We start from the raw sequence: 18,944 nt of genomic DNA on the forward strand, positions 1-18,944 counted from the left end.
AGTCAGCCATTCCCACTCAGCACGGCTGCCGAAGGGCGCGGTAACACGTCAAGCAGGCCAAACACACGGTCACGGCATGCGGGACCGACCCAGTCCGAAGGGTAGAACCCCGGGGGCAGATCCGGCTGGCGCAGCACAACACGCCGCCATCGATGCACCAGCAGGGTGCGCAAAGTCGCGCTCTGCAAGGGTGTTGGCGTCCACGCCTCGGGGCGGGACTTCGCAGCCTTTTCGACCGCTGCCAAAAGGGTCTGACACGAGGCGCGTAACTCAGGTGGGCACAACCGATCCTGAACCCATTTCGGGGCTGTGTGCGGGAATATGTCCAGAGCGAGCAAGCCATCCCCCTGACTCGGAGCCACGCCTGCGCCCATGGCAACATTGCGCCCTATGGGGATGTAGTCATCGCTGAGCATCACATCCTCAAGCACTTGCGTCCCGGATCCGTCTTCGGCGATCAGCAGATGCCAATGCTCGATGGGTGCCGGACCGCGCGCATAGATGCGCGGCGTGACCATGGCCGATTGGGTTCTGCCGAACTCCGAAAGAACATGGCGCGAGACGCGGCCAATCCGGTCACTCTCGATCCAGCCATCCTTGCGCAAGCGATGTACAGCGACGCGGATGGCTTCGGGCTTGATGCCCATCGGCTCAATAATTCGCGTCAGAGCACCGCCCGATATCTGGGCTCCGGGCTCCTGCGCCATGTCTCCAAACAGCGAGACAATGATCGACCACACCCGCTGGTCTTGCGGGTCCGTCAGCTCGGCCACAGCCGTTTCGAACCACGAGCTTTGGTTGGTCATACGACCAGTTTAACCCATTAGGTCCAATAAGAAAAACAGGTATGTACAGCCCTTCAGCGCGCGTTCATGGTCAGAAGCTCGTATTCTGCAACCGGTTCGTCATCCTGATTGGTCAGGGACACGTGCCAGCGGACCTCACCATAGTCATCATTGCGCGGGGTTTTCTGCTTTACCGTCAGGCGTACCTTGATGCTATCTCCGGCAACAACGGGTTTCATGAAGCGCAGCCCGTCCAGCCCGGTATTGGCCAGCACCGGCCCCTCGTTCGGCTCAACAAACAGGCCCGCAGCAAAGCTCAGCAACAGATAGCCATGCGCCACGCGGCCCGGGAAGAACGGATTTCGCGCTGCTGCGTCCTCGTCCATATGAGCATAGAACGTATCGCCGGTGAAATTGGCGAAATGTTCAATATCGTCCAGCGTGATTTTGCGCGAGGCGGTGTGTAGCGTCTCGCCGATCTGTAGCTCTCCGAACTTGCGGGTAAAGGGGTGTGCAGGGCCATTAACTTCGGTCGCTCCCGGCACCCATTTGGTTCCGATGCTGCTGAGCATCTGCGGTGATCCCTGAATGGCTGTGCGCTGCATATAGTGTTTCACACCGCGCACACCGCCCATTTCCTCACCACCACCCGCACGGCCCGGCCCACCATGCACCATATGCGGCAGCGGAGAGCCATGACCGGTCGATTCCGCCATCGAGTCGCGGTTGTTGATGTAGATACGTCCGTTAAAAGCCGCAGATCCCATCACCACGCCGCGCGCGACGTCGGTGTCATGAGTGATCAGCGACGTGACCAGAGACCCCTGACCGCGATTGGCCAGCGCCACCGCGTGATCCAGATCGCGATATCCCATGAGGGTTGATACTGGGCCAAACGCCTCGGTGTCATGGACTCGCTGCGCTTTGTCTGGGTCGGCGCAGTGAAACAGCATCGGGGGGACGAAGGCTCCGGTCTCGGGGCCGTGCAGGTCGAACGCGTCCGGATCGCCGAAGACCCGTTCAGCCTCTTGTCCGATCAGAGCGGCCTTTTCCAGCACGTCGGCCTTCTGCCCGTTAGACACAAGCGCACCCATGCGCGTGGTCTCGGCCCGCGGGTCGCCGATGGTGATCTTCGCCAGCCGCGCTGACAGCGCGTTGATCACCGCATCGATCTGGCTGTCGGGTGCGATGATGCGTCGAATGGCGGTGCATTTCTGACCCGCCTTGGTGGTCATCTCGCGGGAGACTTCCTTGATGAACAGGTCGAATTCGGGCGTGCCGGGTTTTACATCGGGGCCGAGGATCGAGGCGTTCAAGCTGTCCTGCTCGGCAACGAACCGGACCGAGTTCTGCAAGATCGCAGGTGTCTGCCGTAGCTTCAACGCGGTGTTCGCCGAGCCAGTGAAGCTGACCACATCCTGACAGCCCATGTGATCCAGCATGTCTCCTAACCCGCCCGAGACCAGTTGCAGCGCACCTGCGGGCAAGATGCCGCTGTCCAGCATGATCCGTACAGCGAGTTCGGTGACGTAACAGCTATTGGTGGCCGGTTTCACGATGGCGGGGACGCCCGCAAGCAGCGTCGGGGCCAGTTTCTCCAGCATCCCCCAGACCGGGAAGTTGAACGCATTGATATGAACTGCCACGCCCTGCAGTGGTGTGCAGATATGTTGCCCAAGAAAGGTGCCGTTGCGCGAAAGCTGCTCAATCTCACCGTCTAGGTAGACTTGAGCGTCCGGCATCTTGCGTCTGCCTTTAGAGGCGAAGACAAACATCGTGCCGATGCCGCCGTCGATATCGATCAGGTGGTCCTTCTGCGTGGCCCCGGTCTCAAAGCTCAGGTCGTAAAGGGCCTGCTTGTGCGCAGACAACGCTTGTGCCAACGCCTTGAGCATCCGGGCGCGGTCGTGGAACGTGAGCTTGCGCAGAGCGGGGCCACCGGTATTGCGCGCATAGTCAAGCATCGCCTGCACGTCGAGCGCGGCATTGCCAGCGCTGGCAAACGGTGCGCCGGTGATGGCGGAAGCGATGGTGCGCGCACCTTCTCCGGGCGCGACCCAAGTACCAGCGGCAAAGCTGGAAATCTGATGCAGGGACATGGTGTTCTCCTGTTTGATGTGGCGGGGCCTAGTGCCCCAGCGCGCCCATTTGCTGCGGCAGGTACAGAACCACGATGGGCACCAGCACGATCAGCGCGAGGCGGAAGATATCGGCGACCCAAAACGGTGTGACGCCCCGAAAGATGGTGCCAGTCGAGACGTCGCCCACCACGCCTTTCAGGATGAAGACGTTCAGGCCCACGGGTGGAGTGATCAGTGAGATCTCGGTGACAACCACAACAACAATGCCGAACCAGATCGGGTCATAGCCCAGAGACGTGACCAGAGGGAAGAAGATCGGGACCGTCAGCAATAGCATCGAGAGGGATTCGAAGACGCAGCCCAGAATGATGTAGATACCAAGGATCATCAGGATCACGACAAACGGTGCCACATCATAGGCTGTGACCATTGCAATCAGGGCCTCGGGCAAGCCGGCCAGATTGATGAAGTTCGAAAATATCTGCGCGCCGATCAGCACCGCGAACAAGGCAGACGCCGTAAAGCAGGTCTCTTTCAGCACCTCGAAGGTCGAGCCTACCGTCAGGCCCCCGCGAAACAGAGCGATCAGGAACGCTCCGGCGGCTCCCATTCCTGCGGCCTCGGTGGGTGAGAAGGTCAGGTTCAGGGGCTCAAAGTCAAAGGCTCCGTACAGCCCGCCGATCACCAGAAAGAACAACAGCAGCACGGCCCAGACCGAGCCCAGCGCACGGATACGCTCCGACCAGGTGGCACGTTCCCCGGCCGGCCCGGACTCGGGATTGCGCCAAACGGTCCAGCGCACGGCGAAAAGGTAGAAGAGAATACCGAGGATACCGGGGATGATCCCCGCCATGAACAGTTTCCCGATCGAGGTTTCGGTCAACAGCCCGTAAATGACCAGAATGACCGATGGGGGGATCAGAATGCCCAACGTGCCACCGGCGGCAATCGACGCGGTCGAAAGTTCGTCGGAATAGCCATAGCGGCGCATCTGCGGCATCGCGACCTTTGACATGGTCGCGGCGGTGGCCAGCGACGATCCGCAAATGGCCGAGAACCCGCCGCAGGCCGCAACTGTAGCCATGGCAATGCCGCCGCGCATATGGCCCAAGAAAGCGTTGGACACTGCATAAAGCTCGCGCGCCATGCCGCCCTTGTTCACGAACAGGCCCATCAAGATGAACAGTGGAACAACGGATAGACCATAATCCTGAGCAGTATCAGTAATCTGGCGGCCCACCATAGACATGGCAGCCTTCAACCCGCGCTCATCAAAGATCGAGCCGCCACGTTCGTAGGCGAAGCCCAATGTGCCGACCAGTCCCATGGCAAAGACGATGGGCAGGCGCACCAGCACCAGGATCAATACAATCGCAAATCCGATCAGCGCTGCAGTCATTACATAGGCTCCGACAGAGTATTTGGGGCGAAGGCCTTTAGCAGCCCGGTGGCGATCATCACCAGTGCGGTGATGGCAACTGACAGGGTAATGAACCAGCCGATCAGGTAGGTGGGGATTGAAAGATATTCGGTCACATCCCCATAGTCCCGCGCCCGCTCGGCCAGGACCCAGACGCGTTGGACCGGCCAGAACAGCATGATGCCGCTGACCACATAGATCACCACGTCCCGCGCACGCGACAGGTGCAGACGGTGGAAGAACCCGTCCGTCAGGTCGACCGCGATATGGCCGTTCGTAGTGGAGACAATCGGTAGAACTGAAAACACCAGAATGGCCATCAGAATCCGCGTCAGTTCGGTGGCGGCCTCAATGGGCGCATTAAAGACCGAACGCAGGATCACGTCGCAAAATGTCATTGCCATCAGGATGAACAGAGCGATGCACGCCACGATCACGGGAAGGGCGCTGGCGCGTCGCACAAGCTGGATTATCGGGGTCATGGGAATCTCGCGCAGGGTAAGTCAGGGCGGCGCAAAGGCCGCCCTGCAGTCGGATCAGTTCGAGGACATTTCCGATTTGATCATGTCATAGGCGGCCTGAGCGTCGACACCTGTTGCGTCAACCTCGGCGATGACCTTGCCGCGGATGTCTTCGGCGATGGCCGAGAATTTCTCCATATCCGCGTCTGTGGCAGCGTTGATGGCATTGCCTTCCGCCGCTTCGGTTGCCTCACGTCCGGTGGCGTCGATCTCATCCCAGATCTTGCCGATCTCACGGCTCAGCGGTTCACCGAATACGTTTTCTTCCAGCGCCGTCTGCAGCTCGGGTGGCAGATCTGCGAAGGTGTCTTCGTTCATGATGAAGGCAAACGAGCCACGATAAAGACCACCGGGCATCTCGTAGACATTCTGTGCAACTTCGGTCAGCTTGAAACCCTTACGCGATTCCAACGGCATGACGACGCCGTCCGCCGCTTTCGACGCCAGTGTTTCATAAACTTTCGGAGCGGGCACCTGAATGCCGGTCGCGCCCAGCGCTGCACCAACGTCTCCTCCAACGCCGCCCGGGATACGGACTTTCAGGCCCGAAACCTCATCCAGGGTGGTGACCGGCGCGCTGGAATGCAGCTGCGCGGGTCCATGCGTGTGCAGGGCGATGACTTTGACACCGCGATGCTCGTCAGCAGCTTTCAGGTGCTGATCATAGGCGCGCCAGTAGGCCACCGAGGCGTCCTCGGCCGAACCTTCGTAGCCTGGCAGTTCGATCAGCTTGGTGGTGACAAAACGCCCAGGCTGGTACCCGTGGAAAATGATCGAGGCATCGGCTGCACCATCCATGATCAGGTCCATCTGTGCCGGTGGCGGAGCGATACCCAGCTTAAGCTCTGCGGTAACCTGCCCGTCTGTGGCCTCTTCGACCATTTCGACGAATTTGGGCCACATCTTTGCATTGATGCCGTGGGTGGGTGGAGCCCAGCTGGAAATTGTCAGGGTGTAGTCAGCTGCAAAAGCAATGGTGCCTGACACCGCCAATGTTGCCGAAGCCAGCAGCGTGGTGAGCTTGGTGAATTTCATGACCGGGTCTCCTCCTCAAAAGCGCAAGTCGTGAATGTGTTAATGGTTCGTTTTGTAACTATCAATGACGAGAAAAGCTGTTCAGCCTGCTGGCCAAATTTGCATTTCTGATCGCCGAGTCACAAACGGTTATAGAATTTATTGACCAACCGTTCGGTTTATGCAAGAAGTTTGTTGTAACTTATGAAAAGCGAACCGGGCATGTCCGATACGATTATTTCGCAGAATATGGGTCAATGGGTTGAAATTACACTCAATCGCCCAGATCGCCTGAACAGTTTCACTGATGAGATGCATTATGCCCTGCGCGCTGCGCTTGAAGCCGCGCGCGACGAAGGCGCCCGTTCTGTGCTGCTGACTGGCGCGGGTCGTGGGTTCTGTGCAGGGCAGGATTTGGGGAATCGAAACCCTGCAACGATGGAGGGGCCGCCTGATCTCGGCCACACAGTGCGTACGTTTTATGCGCCTTTGGTCCGCCTGATCCGGTCGCTGGAATTTCCCGTTGTTTGTGCCGTCAATGGTGTCGCTGCCGGGGCAGGGGCGAATCTCGCCTTGGCCTGCGACGTGGTACTTGCCGCCGAATCTGCGAAGTTCATCCAATCGTTTTCCAAAGTTGGTCTGATCCCCGATACCGGCGGCAGCTGGCATTTGCCGCACCTGCTGGGTGAGGCGCGGGCCAAGGGTCTGGCCCTGACCGGGCAGCCGTTGCCAGCGCAGGAGGCGGCAGATTGGGGGCTGATCTGGAAAGCGATTCCCGACGCCGATCTGGTGGCCGAGGCGCGCGCGCTGACGGAACAATTCGCGAATGGTCCGACGCTGGGGCTTGGCCTGACGAAGCAGACGATACAAGCGGCTGCCACGCATACTCTGACCGATCATCTGGAGATTGAGGCGGACGCAATGAAAACCTGCGGTGAAAGCGCGGATTATGCCGAAGGCGTAACTGCGTTTCTGGAAAAGCGCGCGCCGGTGTTTCGGGGGGAATGAGATGACACCGAAGGAACGCGCCCAAAAAGCCGCCGCTGCCATGTGGGGGCGGGACAATGCCTCGCAATGGGCAGGCATGGAACTGGTCGAGATGGATGAAGGTGTTGCAACGTTGGCGCTGCAGGTCGCCGAGCATCACTGCAACGGGCACGGGATCTGCCATGGCGGCGTGACCTTCATGTTGGCCGACAGCGCCTTTGCCTTTGCCTGCAACAGTCGCAACCAGTCCACAGTGGCGCAGCACAATGTGATCAGCTACGTCGCGCCTGCGCGCTCCGGTGACCTGCTGACGGCCCGCGCAACGGAACAAAGCCTGACCGGGCGCAGCGGCATCTATGACGTAACCGTAACCAACCAGACCGGCCAGAAGATCGCAGAGTTTCGGGGCTTTTCCCGCGCGGTCAAAGGGCCAGTGTTTGATGAGACCTGAGACGAGGGGGATGGCATGAAGGATCTTACTCCGAACAAGGCGGATCTTGATCCGATCGAGATCGCCTCGATTGATGAAATCCGCAGCTTACAGTTGGATCGGCTGAAATGGTCGCTGCGCCATGCCTATGAGAACGTACTTATGTACCGGCAGCGGTTTGATGAGGCCGGGGTGCATCCTGACGACCTTCAGTCCCTCAGTGATCTGGCACGGTTTCCGTTTACCTACAAAAACGATCTGAGGGAAAACTATCCCTTTGGTCTGTTTGCAGTCCCGCGTGAGCAGATCATTCGTGTTCATGCCTCGTCGGGAACCACGGGTAAACCAACCGTCGTGGGGTATACGCAAGGCGACATAGACAACTGGGCGGATCTGGTGGCGCGGTCATTGCGTGCCAGCGGTTTGCGCCGGGGCGACATGGTGCACAATGCCTATGGCTATGGCCTGTTCACCGGCGGTTTGGGCGCGCATTACGGGATCGAACGTCTGGGGGCCACGGTCGTCCCGATGAGCGGCGGGCAGACCGCAAAGCAGGTTGATCTGATCACAGATTTCAAACCGGACGGGATTATGGTGACACCGTCCTATATGCTGAACATTCTTGAGCAGTATCATAAGGTTGGCCTTGATCCGCGCGAAAGCTCTCTGGCCGTTGGCGTCTTTGGTGCCGAGCCCTGGACAGATTCGATGCGCGCCGAAGTTGAGCAGGCCTTCGACATGCATGCCGTCGATATCTATGGCCTATCCGAGATCATGGGACCGGGCGTCGCAAATGAGTGCGTCGAAACTAAAGACGGTCCGGTGATATGGGAAGATCACTTCTATCCCGAGATTATCGACCCCGTGACCGGCGAGGTCCTGCCTGACGGTGAGATTGGTGAGCTTGTCTTTACCACCCTGACCAAAGAGGGCCTGCCGATGATCCGCTATCGTACCCGCGACCTGACCCGATTGCTACCCGGCACGGCGCGGTCGATGCGACGGATGGAGAAAATCACCGGGCGTTCGGATGACATGATCATTCTGCGAGGTGTCAATGTCTTCCCCAGCCAGATCGAGGAGCAGGTTCTGGCAACCGGCGGTCTCGCGCCCTATTACCAGATCGAGCTCTACAAAGCGGGCCGGATGGACGCGATGCGCATTCATGTCGAAGCGACGCCGGACGCAGCGGATGAGTTGAGTAAAACCGCTGCTGCCCGGATGCTATCGCGCCGGATTAAAGAGGTGGTTGGCATCTCGACCGAGATCGATATAGGCGAGCCGGGCGAAGTCGAACGCTCGCAGGGCAAAGCCCGGCGCGTGATCGACAATCGGGACAGTTAACGTAGAGACGGAGTGTAGTGTATTGGCGCGCACGATTGCAAAAGACCATGACCACAAACGGGCTCGCATCCTGAAATCCGCCGCGCGCGTTTTCGCGCAGGAAGGGTTTGATCGGGCGTCCATGTCTCAGCTGGCGCGGGAATGCGGGATATCGAAGGCCAACATCTATCATTACTATGACAGCAAGGATGCCATTCTATTCGATATACTCGACAGCTACCTGCTGCAGCTGCGTGACCAGATTTGCGGCCTCGACCTTGATGGGCTGGAGCCTGCGGAACGCCTGAGGCGCGTCGTGCGGGAAATTCTGCTGGCCTATCAGGGCGTGGATGATGAGCACCGGGTGCAAACCAGCGGCATGTCGGCCTTGCCCGAGGATCAGCAGAAATTGCTGCGTGGATATCAAAGAGATCTGGTGGTGTTCGTAAGCGACATCATCGCCAGCACCTCGCCTGCAACCTTCAAGGATGACGCGGCCAAGCTGCGAGCGACCACCATGTCCGTGTTCGGGATGCTGAACTGGTTCTACATGTGGAACGCAGGCGCAGATACCGATGCACGCAGCGACTATGCCGCGCTGGTGAGTGACCTGACCTTGTCTGGGGTTGACGGTCTCTGACGGGCATCTGGCGCAGAGTTGATTTGGTTTCGCAGCCCGGATCGGTTTGAATGAGGGCGGAGGCCCCTCATGCAACGCCCTGATCGTTTCGATAAATTCTACTTTGCTAAAGTCGGTCTGGGCGAAGCCTGTGGCTGCGCCGAGCGCGTGATTGACGTCTTCGAGTTCAACCGGAAAAGTGGTGCTCAATCGCTGAAGGCATTGAAGACAGATCGGCGCAACCGTCGTTCACTTCGCGGATTGGCCGTGAAGTATGGGTTGCTGAGTCGCAAGCGCCAACCTTGAAAGCTAGGGCGCTTTGAGGCCCAGTTTCTCGACCTGTTCGGTCGCTCTGGCCACCCACTGATCTTTCATTTCAACCCCGGTCAGCTGCCGCAGCCCAAGCTTGCGGAGCGTTTCGGTTTTCTCGGCGGTGCCGACCCCGAAACTGGCCGCGACGCGGGGCCACCAATAGTCGACTGACGCTTGCATCTCTGCAGCCTTTCCCTGTTCGATCAGCTTGCCCGCACCCTCAAAGGCCAGCTCACCGTGGCGTGCCTCGATCGGGGATATCTCGCGGAAGGCTTCGGCCAGAGGTTGATAGGATATCTGCGAAAACTGAGAGAGTTGAACGGCAACCGCCTGACTCATCAGCAGATTCATCACCACAGCGTCTTCCCACCCCTCGATCGGATAGTTGAACACCGCAAGGCGCATGTCATGCTCAGAGCGGGTCGCCCCGATATCTGCATCACGATCCAGACGCGTGGTCCAGGGGTGGTGATTTGCATAGCGATCCGTATTGGCTCCGAACTCGCCCATGATCTTCAGAACACGATCCGCATTGTCGGTCTTTTCCAGCACAATCTTGGCCGCCGCGATGCGTTCTTTGATGCCGGGGCCCTGATTGATGATATCGGCAAAGCCTGCTGCGCCGGCCAGTTCGCTGTCAACGAAGGTCGCCATCAGCTTCATCAGCTCCGCGCGATAGCGCGGCGGAACATTGGTCGGGTTGCTTAGAACGCCACCTGCTGCCAGATAGCTCTCGATTGTCATGTCTTCAGCCATCATTCCCTCCGTCTACTGGTCGTAGTCCACGACCACGGTGTCGGTCAGCGGATAGGCCTGACAGCTCAGGACATAGCCTTTCTCGACCTCGTAATCTTCCAACGCGTGATTGGCGACCATCTCGACATCGCCTTCGAGCACCCGGCAGCGGCAGGTTGAACAGACCCCGGCCTTGCAGGCGTAAGGCGCGTCCATCGCATTTTCCAATGCCGCATCGAGGATCGACTGATCCTTAGGCATGGTAATCGTCTGCGTCGCCCCATCCATCGTGATCGACGCTTTTGTCTGATTGGCCTGAGATGAAGTGTCTGCTCCACTCACCTTGCGCTTGGCGCGGCCAGGTTGGGCGCTGGCGAAGAGCTCGAACTTGATCTGCCCGTCATTTAACCCATGCGCGCGCAGCGCCGAGGCAATGCCCAACATCATCGGTTCGGGGCCACAGATAAAGGCTGTGTCGACGTTCTGGATGTCGATCCAGTGCTCAAACAGTTCGGCGCATTTTTCCTGCGTCACCAATCCGGTGAAAAGCTCGATCTCTTGCGCGTCTGTTTCCAGAATGTGGATGACATTCAGACGTCCCATATAGAGGTTCTTGAGGTCTTCCAGCTCCTCTCGGAACATGATCGTGTTCACGCCTTTGTTGGCATAGACCAATGTGAACCGGGAATGTGGCTCTCGGGCGAGTGTGGTTTTCAGAATCGACAGAACCGGGGTGATGCCCGACCCACCGGCAAAACCCAGATACTGCTTTTCGGCGGATGGATCGATTGCGGTGTGAAAGCTGCCCATCGGGGGCATCGCCTGCACCGTATCGCCGACCTTCAGATCGCTGTTCGCCCAGGTTGAGAACGCGCCACCATCCACACGCTTGATCCCCACCTGCAGAATTCCGTCATCCTTGCCTGCGCAGATCGAATAAGAGCGGCGGAGTTCTTCCCCGTCGAAATCGCGGCGGAAAGTCAGGTATTGGCCTTGGGTAAAGTCGAACTCCTCAGCCGAGCCGTTCATCGGCTTCAACGTCACCACCACCGCATCGCGGATGGTTTTGTGAATGTCGGTGACTTCCAGATCGTGAAAGCGTGCCATCCGGTGATCCTCCCTCAGATGCACTTGAAATAGTCAAAAGGTTCCAGGCAGTCGGTGCAGCGCCAATGGGCCTTGCATGGGGTCGAGCCGAACTGGCTGACCTTCTCAACCGCCTTGCTGCCGCAGTGCGGGCAACGTTCGGGGCCGCCTGCGGGCTGGGGCGGGGCGATGCCGTAATCTTCAAGTTTGGCACGGCCTTTTTTGCTGAGCCAATCGGTGGTCCACGCCGGCGAGATGCTGGTCTCGATCCGCAAATCGCTGATCCCGTGGTCACGTAGTGCGGTTTCGATGTCCATGCTGATCACCGAGGTCGCCGGACAGCCAGAATAGGTCGGCGTGACCGTGACCTTCAGAGTGTCATCATCCCATTGAACATCGCGCACGATACCCAGATCGACGACCGAGATCACTGGAATCTCGGGGTCTGGTACGGCGTCGAGCCATTGCCAAACCTGATCCGTTGAGGCCCGCATCGATCCTTACCACTTTGCGCTGGGATAGGCGCGTTGCAGCCACTGCATTTGCGTCAGCAAGTGGCCCAGATGCTCGGTATGCATGCGACCATCGCGTCCGCCTTTGTGGGCAAAGCGGCTTTCTGGAATGGTCAGGGTCGCTTCGGTCAGGATGCGCTCGACTAGAGCGTCATATTCTGCGCGCAGATCAGCCGGGCTCGGGGCGATCCCCGCCGTAACCATCTCGGCATCCACGTCGTCGCTGGCAAACATCTCGCCCACATAGGGCCAAAGGTAATCCAGCGCCTCTTGCATGCGGGCATGGCTTTCTTCGGTCCCGTCGCCCAGACCGACGACCGTATCGCCCGAACGTTCGAGGTGATAGGTGACCTCTTTGCTGGCTTTGGCAGCGATCGCGGCAACTCGTTCGTCGGATGATTTCATCAGACGCCCGAGCATGATTGAATGCCACGCATCAAACAGGAACTGACGCATCAGAGTGCGTCCGAAATCTCCGTTGGGAACTTCTACCAGCAGTACGTTGCGGAAATCCCAGGCGTCGCGCAGAAAGGCTAGATCATCAGCGCTCTTGCCGCCATTGATCTCTCCTGCAAGGCCCAGCCACATCTGGGTCTGACCGATCAGGTCCAGCGCGGTATTGGCCAGAGCGATGTCTTCCTCAAGCACCGGTGCATGGCCGCACCATTCGCTGACGCGATGGCCAAGGATCAGGGTGTTGTCCCCCATTCGCAGCAGGAACTGCAGCAAAGCGTCATTGGAAACCGGAGCACTCATTACATCGCCCCCACTTCTTCGGGAATGTCGAAGAAGGTTGGATGGCGGTACACCTTGCTTTCGCTGGGCTCGTACAGCGGACCTTTGTCGCTGGGCGATGAGGCCGAGATGTTGTTGGCCTCAACCACCCAGATCGAAACGCCTTCATTGCGGCGGGTATAGACGTCGCGGGCATTTTTGATCGCCATCTCGGCGTCTGGCGCGTGTAACGATCCGACATGGCGGTGGCTCATGCCATGTTGTCCGCGGATGAAGATTTCCCACAGGGGCCATTCGTTGTTCATTTGGTATCCTCCTCAGGGCAGTCTTATTCTGCAGCCAGATTTGTAGCGCGTTTCTTGCGGGCATGGGCCAGCAGCCCGTCACGAACCCATTTACCGTCGTCCCAGGCCTTGTTGCGCGCGGCCAAACGGTCGACGTTACATGGGCCGTTGCCCTTGATCACATCGAAGAACTCGGACCAGTCCGGGTCGGTGTAGTCGTAGTGGCCCCGCTCTTCGTTCCATTTCAGGTCCGGGTCGGGAATGGTCAGACCTAGATACTCGGCCTGTGGCACGGTCTGGTCCACGAACTTCTGGCGCAGCTCATCATTGGTGTTGATCTTGATCTTCCAAGCCATGGATTGCGCGGAATGCACGCTTTCCTTGTCCGATGGCCCGAACATCATCAGCGACGGGTACCACAGACGGTTCATCGCGTCCTGCGCCATCCTGCGCTGTTCGGGCGTGCCTTCGGCCATCTTGCGGATCGCGTCATAACCCTGACGCTGGTGGAACGATTCTTCCTTGCAAATGCGGATCATCGCGCGCGAGTAGGGTCCGAAGGACGTCCGCTGCAACGGAACCTGGTTCATGATCGCGGCCCCATCGACCAGCCATCCGACCGCACCGATATCGGCCCAGTTCAGCGTTGGATAGTTGAAGATCGACGAGTATTTCATGCGTCCATCCAGCAGCATCTCGGTGATCTCATCGCGGCTGACGCCCAGAGTTTCGGCGGCGCAATAGAGATACAGGCCGTGCCCGGCTTCATCCTGCACCTTTGCCAGCAGGATTGCCTTGCGCTCCAGCGTGGGTGCGCGGGTGATCCAGTTGCCTTCGGGCAGCTGACCGACGATCTCGGAATGCGCGTGCTGTCCAATTTGACGGATCAGTGTCGCGCGATAGTCGTCGGGCATCCAGTCCTTGGGCTCGATCTTGATATCGGCGTCAATCTTGTCCTGAAAGGCGCGCTCCTGCTCGGTCATCTCCTCGCGGGATTTCACGCCTGTTCCGGCTGTCTTGATCATCTGAGCATACATGTGAGGTCTCCTCCCTTACACGCGTTCGAGAATAAGTGCGGCCCCCTGGCCAACGCCCACGCACATGGTGCAAAGCGCATAGCGCCCGCCCGTGCGGCGCAGTTGATAGGCGGCGGTCATCACCAGCCGCGCACCGCTCATCCCAAGCGGGTGACCGATCGCAATTGCGCCGCCGTTCGGGTTCACATGCGGCGCGTCGTCTGCCACGCCCAACTCGCGCAACGTCGCCAGCCCTTGTGAGGCAAAGGCCTCATTCAATTCTATCACATCCATCTGTTCGATGCTCAGCCCGGCGCGGGCCAGCACCTTTTGGCTGGCCGGAACCGGGCCAATGCCCATCACGCGCGGTTCGACCCCGGCAACGGACATGCCGACCACACGGGCAATCGGGGTGAGATTGTTCTTTGCTGCGGTTGCCTCATTTGCCATCAGAATGGCGGCGGCCCCGTCGTTTACGCCCGAGGCATTCCCAGCGGTCACGGTTTTGTCCGGTCCGTTGATGCCCTTCAGGCCTGACAGTTTCTCGGCTGTAGTTCCCGGGCGCGGGTGCTCGTCCGTGTCAAGCACGACAGGGTCGCCTTTGCGCTGGGGGATTGTGACCGGGGTGATCTCCTCCTGAAACACCCCGGTCTGGTGCGCCGCGGCCCAGCGGGCCTGGCTGCGTTCGGCAAAGGCGTCCTGATCGGAACGGCTGATACCATAAGCTTCCGCTACGTTATCTGCTGTTTCGGGCATCGAGTCGATACCAAAATTTTGCTGCATTTTGGGATTCACGAAGCGCCAGCCGATTGTGGTGTCATAAACCGCATTGGCTCGCGAGAAGGCCGAGGTGGCTTTGGGCATCACAAATGGCGCGCGGGACATGCTCTCGACGCCGCCAGCGATCGCCATGTCATAATCCCCGGCCCGGATTGCACGGGCCGCCATGCCGACCGCATCCATGCCGGAGGCACAAAGCCGGTTGATCGTCGTGCCAGGTACATCCACAGGCAGTCCCGCCAGCAGAGCAGCCATCCGCGCAACGTTGCGGTTGCTTTCCCCGGCCTGATTGGCGTCGCCGTAGATCACATCGTCCACGCTTGTCCAATCGACCTGTGGGTTGCGCGCCATCAGGGCCGAAATCGGGATTGCTGCCAGATCATCCGTGCGCACTTGGCTGAGGCTTCCGCCATACCGTCCGATTGGGGTGCGCTGAGCGTCGCAGATAAAGGCGTCCATAGGGCGAGGGCTCCGAATTTGATGTCACGTCATTAAGTGACCGATGGGTCGGTTAATAGTCAGGAAGATGATTCGCAGCAAGTAAAATGTAACGTGATTACTCTTGCGGTGAAAAATTGGTAACATATTAGCGCAGCGCAAAGAAAAACCCGCAGGGATGCGGGTTTCTCTGAAAAAGGTGATCAGGGCTGGTTAGATCACATCCGCTATGACCAGACGCACAATGTCTTCGCGACGCAGGCTGCGGGCAGCCAGCTCTGCGTCGGACAGAGACCAAAGCGCTTGAATCCTATGCACTTTTACTCGTGCCTCTCCGATTTCTGTAAAGGCCTGCAAAATGCCTCTGGCGACATCGATGGTGGCTTCGAGGACTGACTGCAGGGAGAGGTATTGCGTTGCTAAAGATCGCATATGTCTGAGTCCCGTTGATCGTTGAGTTTCGGGAACGTGTGTATCGCGGGTCAGACAATACAACCACAGCGCCCATGACATAGCAGCTGTGCGGCGTGCGCAATTCAAAGCGCGAAAGTGGAATATTTCCCCTAAAAATATGGGCAAAGCCGAAGCTTCGCCCACACGATGCGTCAATTTGCCTACAGATGTCTCAGACCATTGCGAAGATGCGCGCCGGTCCACCCGTTCCGCCACGATGCGCCGGAGCACCCACAATGAGCGTCGCGCCGCTGGCGGGAACCTTGTCGAGATTGGCCAGGTTCTCGATGCCATAACGATTGGTCGGCAGCCACGCATAGTGGGTTGCGAAATCTGCAGATGGCCCATGATCCAGAGACAGAGAGTCGACGGCCAGCGCAACCGCGCCAGTCTCATCTATTAACATCTGAGCGGCTTCGACATGGAATCCAGGGAAGTGCATTTTGCCCTCATCATCGGTATTCCGGAAACCCGCTGTGGCGGTCTTGGTTCCCCAGCCGGAATGCATCGCCACGCAGGCGCCATCGGGTATTGGGCCGTTTGCGTCAATCCAGGCTTTCAGGTCATCCGGGGTGACCTGCGCATCCGCATCCTCGGCCGCCTTAGCGGCGATATCGACCACGCAGAGCGGGCAGACAAGGTTGGATACCGGGATCTCGTCAACCGACTGACCGTCTGCCGAGAAATGCAGCGGCGCATCAATATGCGTGCCGGTATGTTCGTTGACCGCAAGATTGAACAGGTTAAATCCGTGATCCTTGAAATTGAAGGATTGCGTGGCTTCGATGCCCGGCTCGCCAAAGTACGTTGGGAAGTCGGCGTCATAGATGTGGGTCATGTCCACAACTTCTCCATGGCCAACCGCCAATGCCGGAGGCGCACTGGCCGTCCCAAGCGCTGTACCGGCTGCCACAGCCGCGCCCGCCTTGAGGAAGGATCGCCGTGACATCATCCGATCCTTGACGGCGTTCATCACGCATACATCACACATTTCATGTCTCCCTGTTTTGGTGTCGGTCCAACGAAATTGTCCGGTACGTCCGCGTAGGCTCAATTGAGCTTGTTTTGCTCAAGTTAGCGCGTTGGCATGCAGAGGGGCGTCACATAAGCGTTAGAGTGTGAATAATTCAAAAACCGAACGGTTGGTCGAAAATGTGCTTGAATACGCGGCCCGACCAGTTCAGTCTCTGTCAAATAAGTGACGCGGGTAGAGAGGTCATGCGCATGTCCCAGGTGATCAGCTATGAGAAAATCGACGATATCGCGGTACTGGCCGCACAGAATCCGCCCGTAAATGCGCTGGGCGTCGACATGCGCCGCGGCATTCTTGAGGGGGTCGAGCGCGCCGAGTCTGAGGGGGCCCGCGCCGTGCTGATCTATGGAGAGGGACGGACATACTTTGCAGGCGCCGATATCCGGGAATTCGGCAAATCGCCACAAGAACCTTATCTGCCTGCGCTTTGCGACCGTATCGAGGCATCGCCTCTGTTGGTGGTGTCGGCTTTGCACGGGACTGCTCTGGGCGGCGGGCTCGAGGTGGCTTTGTCGTGTCACTACCGTATCGCGGTGCCATCGGCCAAGGTCGGGCTGCCCGAGGTTAATCTGGGTATCCTGCCCGGCGCGGGTGGGACGCAACGCTTGCCGCGGGTAACTGGGGTCGACAAGGCTTTGGACATGATCACAACCGGGCGGCACGTGCGCGCGCCCAAAGCATTGGAGATGGGAGTGCTGGATCGCGTGCAAGAGGGTGACCCCCGCGAAATCGGGTTGGCCTATACGCGTGAACTGCTCGACAGCAACGCGCCGCGCCGCGCAGTCTGCGACATGCCCAAGCCCGCACCAATTGATTTTGACGCTGCTTATGATGCCGTGCTCAAGAAGGGGCGGGGCCAGTTGTCGCCTGCGGTCGCCGTTCGCGCCGTTCAGGCCGCCTGCGAAGCCGAGGATTTCGCTGCGGGCCTGACGCGCGAGCGGGAATTGTTCATGGAGCTCATGGCTTCTGACCAGCGCAAAGGGCTGATCCACGCCTTTTTTGCCGAACGCGCAGTTTCAAAATTGCCGGAGTTGGAGGGGGTCGCACCGAATGAACTGCATCAAGTCGGGGTCATCGGCGGTGGCACCATGGGCGCGGGTATTGCAACGGCGGCTTTGCTGTCAGGCCTGCCGGTCGTTCTGCTCGAAATGTCGTCGGAGGCGGCGCGGGCGGCCAGAGAGCGGATCGCGGGGAATCTGGCCGGCGCAGTGAAACGCGGCAAGCTGAGCCCCGAGGATCATGACGACATACTGCAGAACAAGTTGGTTCTGGCGACCGATTACGAGGCACTGAGCGCTACGGATCTTGTGATCGAAGCCGTCTTTGAAGACATGGACGTCAAGAAACAGGTCTTCGCGCAGCTGGATGCTGTTTGTAAGAAGGGGGCGGTTCTGGCGACCAACACCTCTTATCTCGACATCAATGAGATTGCGGGTTTGATCAGCCGGCCAGATGCGGTCATCGGGTTACACTTTTTCTCGCCTGCCCATGTCATGAAGCTGCTGGAAATCGTTGTGGCTGATCAGACAGCGCCCGAGGTGGTCGCGACTGGCTTTGCGCTGGGCAAACGATTGGGCAAGGTCTCAGTCCGCGCTGGTGTGTGTGACGGGTTTATCGGCAATCGGATCCTCAGCGCCTATCGGGCGTGTGCCGATCACATGGTTCTGGATGGCGCGTCACCGTTTCAGATCGACAAGGCTCTGATAGAGTTCGGGTTTGCGATGGGTCCGTTTGCAGTTTCGGATCTGGCCGGTCTGGATATCGGCTGGGCCACCCGTAAGCGCAAACGCGCGGCAGGTCTAGACCCGCGAGCGCGGGATAGTTTTTATGTCGACAAGCTGTGTGAGGCTGGTCATTTTGGTCAGAAAACCGGCAAGGGGTACTATATTTATCAGAAAGGGCAACGCGGCGGCACTCCCAACCCGGAGGTCATGAATCTGATCGAAGCCGACCGGGTGGCGCAGGGACTGACTGTGCGAAGTTTCTCGGATGAGGAAATTGTGCGACGTTACATGGTTGCGATGGTGAACGAAGCGGCGCGCGTCGTGGGTGAGGGGATTGCACGTCGACCGTTGGATGTGGATGTTACGTTGCTCTACGGTTACGGCTTTCCGCGCTTTTGGGGCGGGCCGCTGAAATGGGCCGACCTGCAGGGGCTGCCGGACCTGTTAAGCGATATTCGCGAATGGTCAGAAGAGGATCCGTATTTCTGGCAACCTGCGCCTTTGCTGGAGCAGTTGGTTGCCGAGGGTCGCAGCTTTGATGACCTGAATAAATCAGAGTGACAACGCCCGCTGGTGTACTCCCGCGCCCGCGCAACATTGGCTGCGCCAATACCGCTTACGGCCTTGGGCCCGGCATCGCGCGTCGCGCGATGCCG

General features: G+C 59.0%; 20 protein-coding genes. 6 read left to right on the forward strand and 14 right to left on the reverse strand.

The features are described from left to right. Positions 1–2: 2 nt before the first annotated feature. From ACR0NF_RS21485 to ACR0NF_RS21505, 5 genes are read right to left on the reverse strand one after another with little or no spacing between them, the layout of a single operon-like run. Complete coding sequence (locus ACR0NF_RS21485; protein WP_480666541.1) at positions 3–806, reverse strand: PaaX family transcriptional regulator C-terminal domain-containing protein; 804 nt, start codon at positions 804–806, stop codon at positions 3–5. A 53-nt stretch (positions 807–859) separates the two neighbouring features. Then, a complete protein-coding gene (paaZ, locus tag ACR0NF_RS21490) occupies positions 860–2,884 on the reverse strand; it encodes a phenylacetic acid degradation bifunctional protein PaaZ (RefSeq protein ID WP_480778929.1) in 2,025 nt (674 codons plus the stop codon). A gap of 28 nt (positions 2,885–2,912) precedes the next feature. After that, positions 2,913–4,265, reverse strand: coding sequence for a TRAP transporter large permease (locus tag ACR0NF_RS21495; protein ID WP_480778930.1), 1,353 nt, complete (start codon positions 4,263–4,265; stop codon positions 2,913–2,915). After that, complete coding sequence (locus ACR0NF_RS21500) at positions 4,265–4,768, reverse strand: TRAP transporter small permease (protein ID WP_010437886.1); 504 nt, start codon at positions 4,766–4,768, stop codon at positions 4,265–4,267. The genes ACR0NF_RS21495 and ACR0NF_RS21500 overlap by 1 nt, the downstream gene beginning before the upstream one ends. Before the next feature lie 54 nt (positions 4,769–4,822). Then, positions 4,823–5,842: a TRAP transporter substrate-binding protein gene (locus ACR0NF_RS21505; RefSeq protein WP_170647377.1), complete on the reverse strand. Its 1,020-nt coding sequence runs from the start codon at positions 5,840–5,842 to the stop codon at positions 4,823–4,825. A gap of 201 nt (positions 5,843–6,043) precedes the next feature. Here ACR0NF_RS21505 and paaG point away from each other — a divergent pair, with 201 nt between their 5' ends. The 5 genes from paaG to ACR0NF_RS21530 all read left to right on the forward strand — a co-directional run bounded on the left by paaG (position 6,044) and on the right by ACR0NF_RS21530 (position 9,486). Continuing rightward, on the forward strand, positions 6,044–6,829 hold the full coding sequence (gene paaG, locus ACR0NF_RS21510) for a 2-(1,2-epoxy-1,2-dihydrophenyl)acetyl-CoA isomerase PaaG (protein WP_480469009.1): 786 nt from the start codon (positions 6,044–6,046) through the stop codon (positions 6,827–6,829). Between the two features lies 1 nt (position 6,830). Next, positions 6,831–7,259 (forward strand): hydroxyphenylacetyl-CoA thioesterase PaaI, encoded by a 429-nt coding sequence (gene paaI / locus ACR0NF_RS21515; protein ID WP_480469010.1) that lies wholly within the window; start codon positions 6,831–6,833, stop codon positions 7,257–7,259. A gap of 15 nt (positions 7,260–7,274) precedes the next feature. Further along, positions 7,275–8,582 carry a phenylacetate--CoA ligase PaaK gene (gene paaK, locus ACR0NF_RS21520; protein ID WP_480469011.1) on the forward strand — a complete coding sequence of 436 codons (1,308 nt, stop codon included), beginning with the start codon at positions 7,275–7,277 and terminating at the stop codon, positions 8,580–8,582. A gap of 22 nt (positions 8,583–8,604) precedes the next feature. Beyond that, positions 8,605–9,201 (forward strand): TetR/AcrR family transcriptional regulator, encoded by a 597-nt coding sequence (locus tag ACR0NF_RS21525; RefSeq protein WP_480469012.1) that lies wholly within the window; start codon positions 8,605–8,607, stop codon positions 9,199–9,201. Between the two features lie 69 nt (positions 9,202–9,270). Then, positions 9,271–9,486: a hypothetical protein gene (locus tag ACR0NF_RS21530; protein WP_480656992.1), complete on the forward strand. Its 216-nt coding sequence runs from the start codon at positions 9,271–9,273 to the stop codon at positions 9,484–9,486. A 3-nt stretch (positions 9,487–9,489) separates the two neighbouring features. Here the strand turns inward: ACR0NF_RS21530 and ACR0NF_RS21535 are convergent, their stop codons facing one another. From ACR0NF_RS21535 to ACR0NF_RS21575, 9 genes are all read right to left on the reverse strand, one after another. After that, positions 9,490–10,248 carry a Phenylacetic acid catabolic protein gene (locus tag ACR0NF_RS21535; RefSeq protein WP_480778931.1) on the reverse strand — a complete coding sequence of 253 codons (759 nt, stop codon included), beginning with the start codon at positions 10,246–10,248 and terminating at the stop codon, positions 9,490–9,492. Positions 10,249–10,260: 12 nt separating this feature from the next. Then, a complete protein-coding gene (gene paaE / locus ACR0NF_RS21540; RefSeq protein WP_480778932.1) occupies positions 10,261–11,334 on the reverse strand; it encodes a 1,2-phenylacetyl-CoA epoxidase subunit PaaE in 1,074 nt (357 codons plus the stop codon). Between the two features lie 14 nt (positions 11,335–11,348). Then, positions 11,349–11,807: a 1,2-phenylacetyl-CoA epoxidase subunit PaaD gene (gene paaD / locus ACR0NF_RS21545; protein WP_480469016.1), complete on the reverse strand. Its 459-nt coding sequence runs from the start codon at positions 11,805–11,807 to the stop codon at positions 11,349–11,351. Between the two features lie 6 nt (positions 11,808–11,813). Beyond that, entirely contained in the window at positions 11,814–12,581 is a 768-nt protein-coding gene (gene paaC, locus ACR0NF_RS21550; RefSeq protein ID WP_480469017.1) for a 1,2-phenylacetyl-CoA epoxidase subunit PaaC, read from the reverse strand. After that, positions 12,581–12,865, reverse strand: a complete 285-nt coding sequence (gene paaB / locus ACR0NF_RS21555) for a 1,2-phenylacetyl-CoA epoxidase subunit PaaB (protein ID WP_170404692.1) — start codon at positions 12,863–12,865, stop codon at positions 12,581–12,583. The genes paaC and paaB overlap by 1 nt, the downstream gene beginning before the upstream one ends. Positions 12,866–12,888: 23 nt before the next feature. Further along, a complete protein-coding gene (paaA, locus tag ACR0NF_RS21560) occupies positions 12,889–13,881 on the reverse strand; it encodes a 1,2-phenylacetyl-CoA epoxidase subunit PaaA (RefSeq protein WP_480469018.1) in 993 nt (330 codons plus the stop codon). Positions 13,882–13,896: 15 nt separating this feature from the next. Then, a complete protein-coding gene (gene pcaF / locus ACR0NF_RS21565; protein ID WP_480656998.1) occupies positions 13,897–15,099 on the reverse strand; it encodes a 3-oxoadipyl-CoA thiolase in 1,203 nt (400 codons plus the stop codon). A 192-nt stretch (positions 15,100–15,291) separates the two neighbouring features. Continuing rightward, positions 15,292–15,510, reverse strand: coding sequence for a DUF1127 domain-containing protein (locus ACR0NF_RS21570; RefSeq protein ID WP_480656999.1), 219 nt, complete (start codon positions 15,508–15,510; stop codon positions 15,292–15,294). A gap of 193 nt (positions 15,511–15,703) precedes the next feature. After that, complete coding sequence (locus tag ACR0NF_RS21575) at positions 15,704–16,522, reverse strand: cyclase family protein (protein WP_480778933.1); 819 nt, start codon at positions 16,520–16,522, stop codon at positions 15,704–15,706. Between the two features lie 233 nt (positions 16,523–16,755). Here ACR0NF_RS21575 and ACR0NF_RS21580 point away from each other — a divergent pair, with 233 nt between their 5' ends. Then, positions 16,756–18,849, forward strand: coding sequence for a 3-hydroxyacyl-CoA dehydrogenase NAD-binding domain-containing protein (locus ACR0NF_RS21580; RefSeq protein WP_480778934.1), 2,094 nt, complete (start codon positions 16,756–16,758; stop codon positions 18,847–18,849). Positions 18,850–18,944 lie beyond the last annotated feature (95 nt).

This window comes from Ruegeria sp. CF4, from assembly GCF_056537345.1.

Excerpts from the sequence above, each read along its gene's own strand:
- paaK (WP_480469011.1), top strand. The coding sequence starts at position 7,275 with ATGAAGGATCTTACTCCGAACAAGGCGGATCTTGATCCGATCGAGATC.
- paaI (WP_480469010.1), top strand. The coding sequence starts at position 6,831 with ATGACACCGAAGGAACGCGCCCAAAAAGCCGCCGCTGCCATGTGGGGG.
- paaG (WP_480469009.1), top strand. The coding sequence starts at position 6,044 with ATGTCCGATACGATTATTTCGCAGAATATGGGTCAATGGGTTGAAATT.
- ACR0NF_RS21530 (WP_480656992.1), top strand. The coding sequence starts at position 9,271 with ATGCAACGCCCTGATCGTTTCGATAAATTCTACTTTGCTAAAGTCGGT.
- ACR0NF_RS21580 (WP_480778934.1), top strand. The coding sequence starts at position 16,756 with ATGTCCCAGGTGATCAGCTATGAGAAAATCGACGATATCGCGGTACTG.
- ACR0NF_RS21575 (WP_480778933.1), bottom strand. The coding sequence starts at position 16,522 with ATGTGTGATGTATGCGTGATGAACGCCGTCAAGGATCGGATGATGTCA.
- ACR0NF_RS21500 (WP_010437886.1), bottom strand. The coding sequence starts at position 4,768 with ATGACCCCGATAATCCAGCTTGTGCGACGCGCCAGCGCCCTTCCCGTG.
- ACR0NF_RS21505 (WP_170647377.1), bottom strand. The coding sequence starts at position 5,842 with ATGAAATTCACCAAGCTCACCACGCTGCTGGCTTCGGCAACATTGGCG.
- ACR0NF_RS21495 (WP_480778930.1), bottom strand. The coding sequence starts at position 4,265 with ATGACTGCAGCGCTGATCGGATTTGCGATTGTATTGATCCTGGTGCTG.
- paaD (WP_480469016.1), bottom strand. The coding sequence starts at position 11,807 with ATGCGGGCCTCAACGGATCAGGTTTGGCAATGGCTCGACGCCGTACCA.
- paaZ (WP_480778929.1), bottom strand. The coding sequence starts at position 2,884 with ATGTCCCTGCATCAGATTTCCAGCTTTGCCGCTGGTACTTGGGTCGCG.
- ACR0NF_RS21570 (WP_480656999.1), bottom strand. The coding sequence starts at position 15,510 with ATGCGATCTTTAGCAACGCAATACCTCTCCCTGCAGTCAGTCCTCGAA.
- ACR0NF_RS21535 (WP_480778931.1), bottom strand. The coding sequence starts at position 10,248 with ATGGCTGAAGACATGACAATCGAGAGCTATCTGGCAGCAGGTGGCGTT.
- paaC (WP_480469017.1), bottom strand. The coding sequence starts at position 12,581 with ATGAGTGCTCCGGTTTCCAATGACGCTTTGCTGCAGTTCCTGCTGCGA.
- paaB (WP_170404692.1), bottom strand. The coding sequence starts at position 12,865 with ATGAACAACGAATGGCCCCTGTGGGAAATCTTCATCCGCGGACAACAT.
- paaA (WP_480469018.1), bottom strand. The coding sequence starts at position 13,881 with ATGTATGCTCAGATGATCAAGACAGCCGGAACAGGCGTGAAATCCCGC.
- paaE (WP_480778932.1), bottom strand. The coding sequence starts at position 11,334 with ATGGCACGCTTTCACGATCTGGAAGTCACCGACATTCACAAAACCATC.
- pcaF (WP_480656998.1), bottom strand. The coding sequence starts at position 15,099 with ATGGACGCCTTTATCTGCGACGCTCAGCGCACCCCAATCGGACGGTAT.
- ACR0NF_RS21485 (WP_480666541.1), bottom strand. The coding sequence starts at position 806 with ATGACCAACCAAAGCTCGTGGTTCGAAACGGCTGTGGCCGAGCTGACG.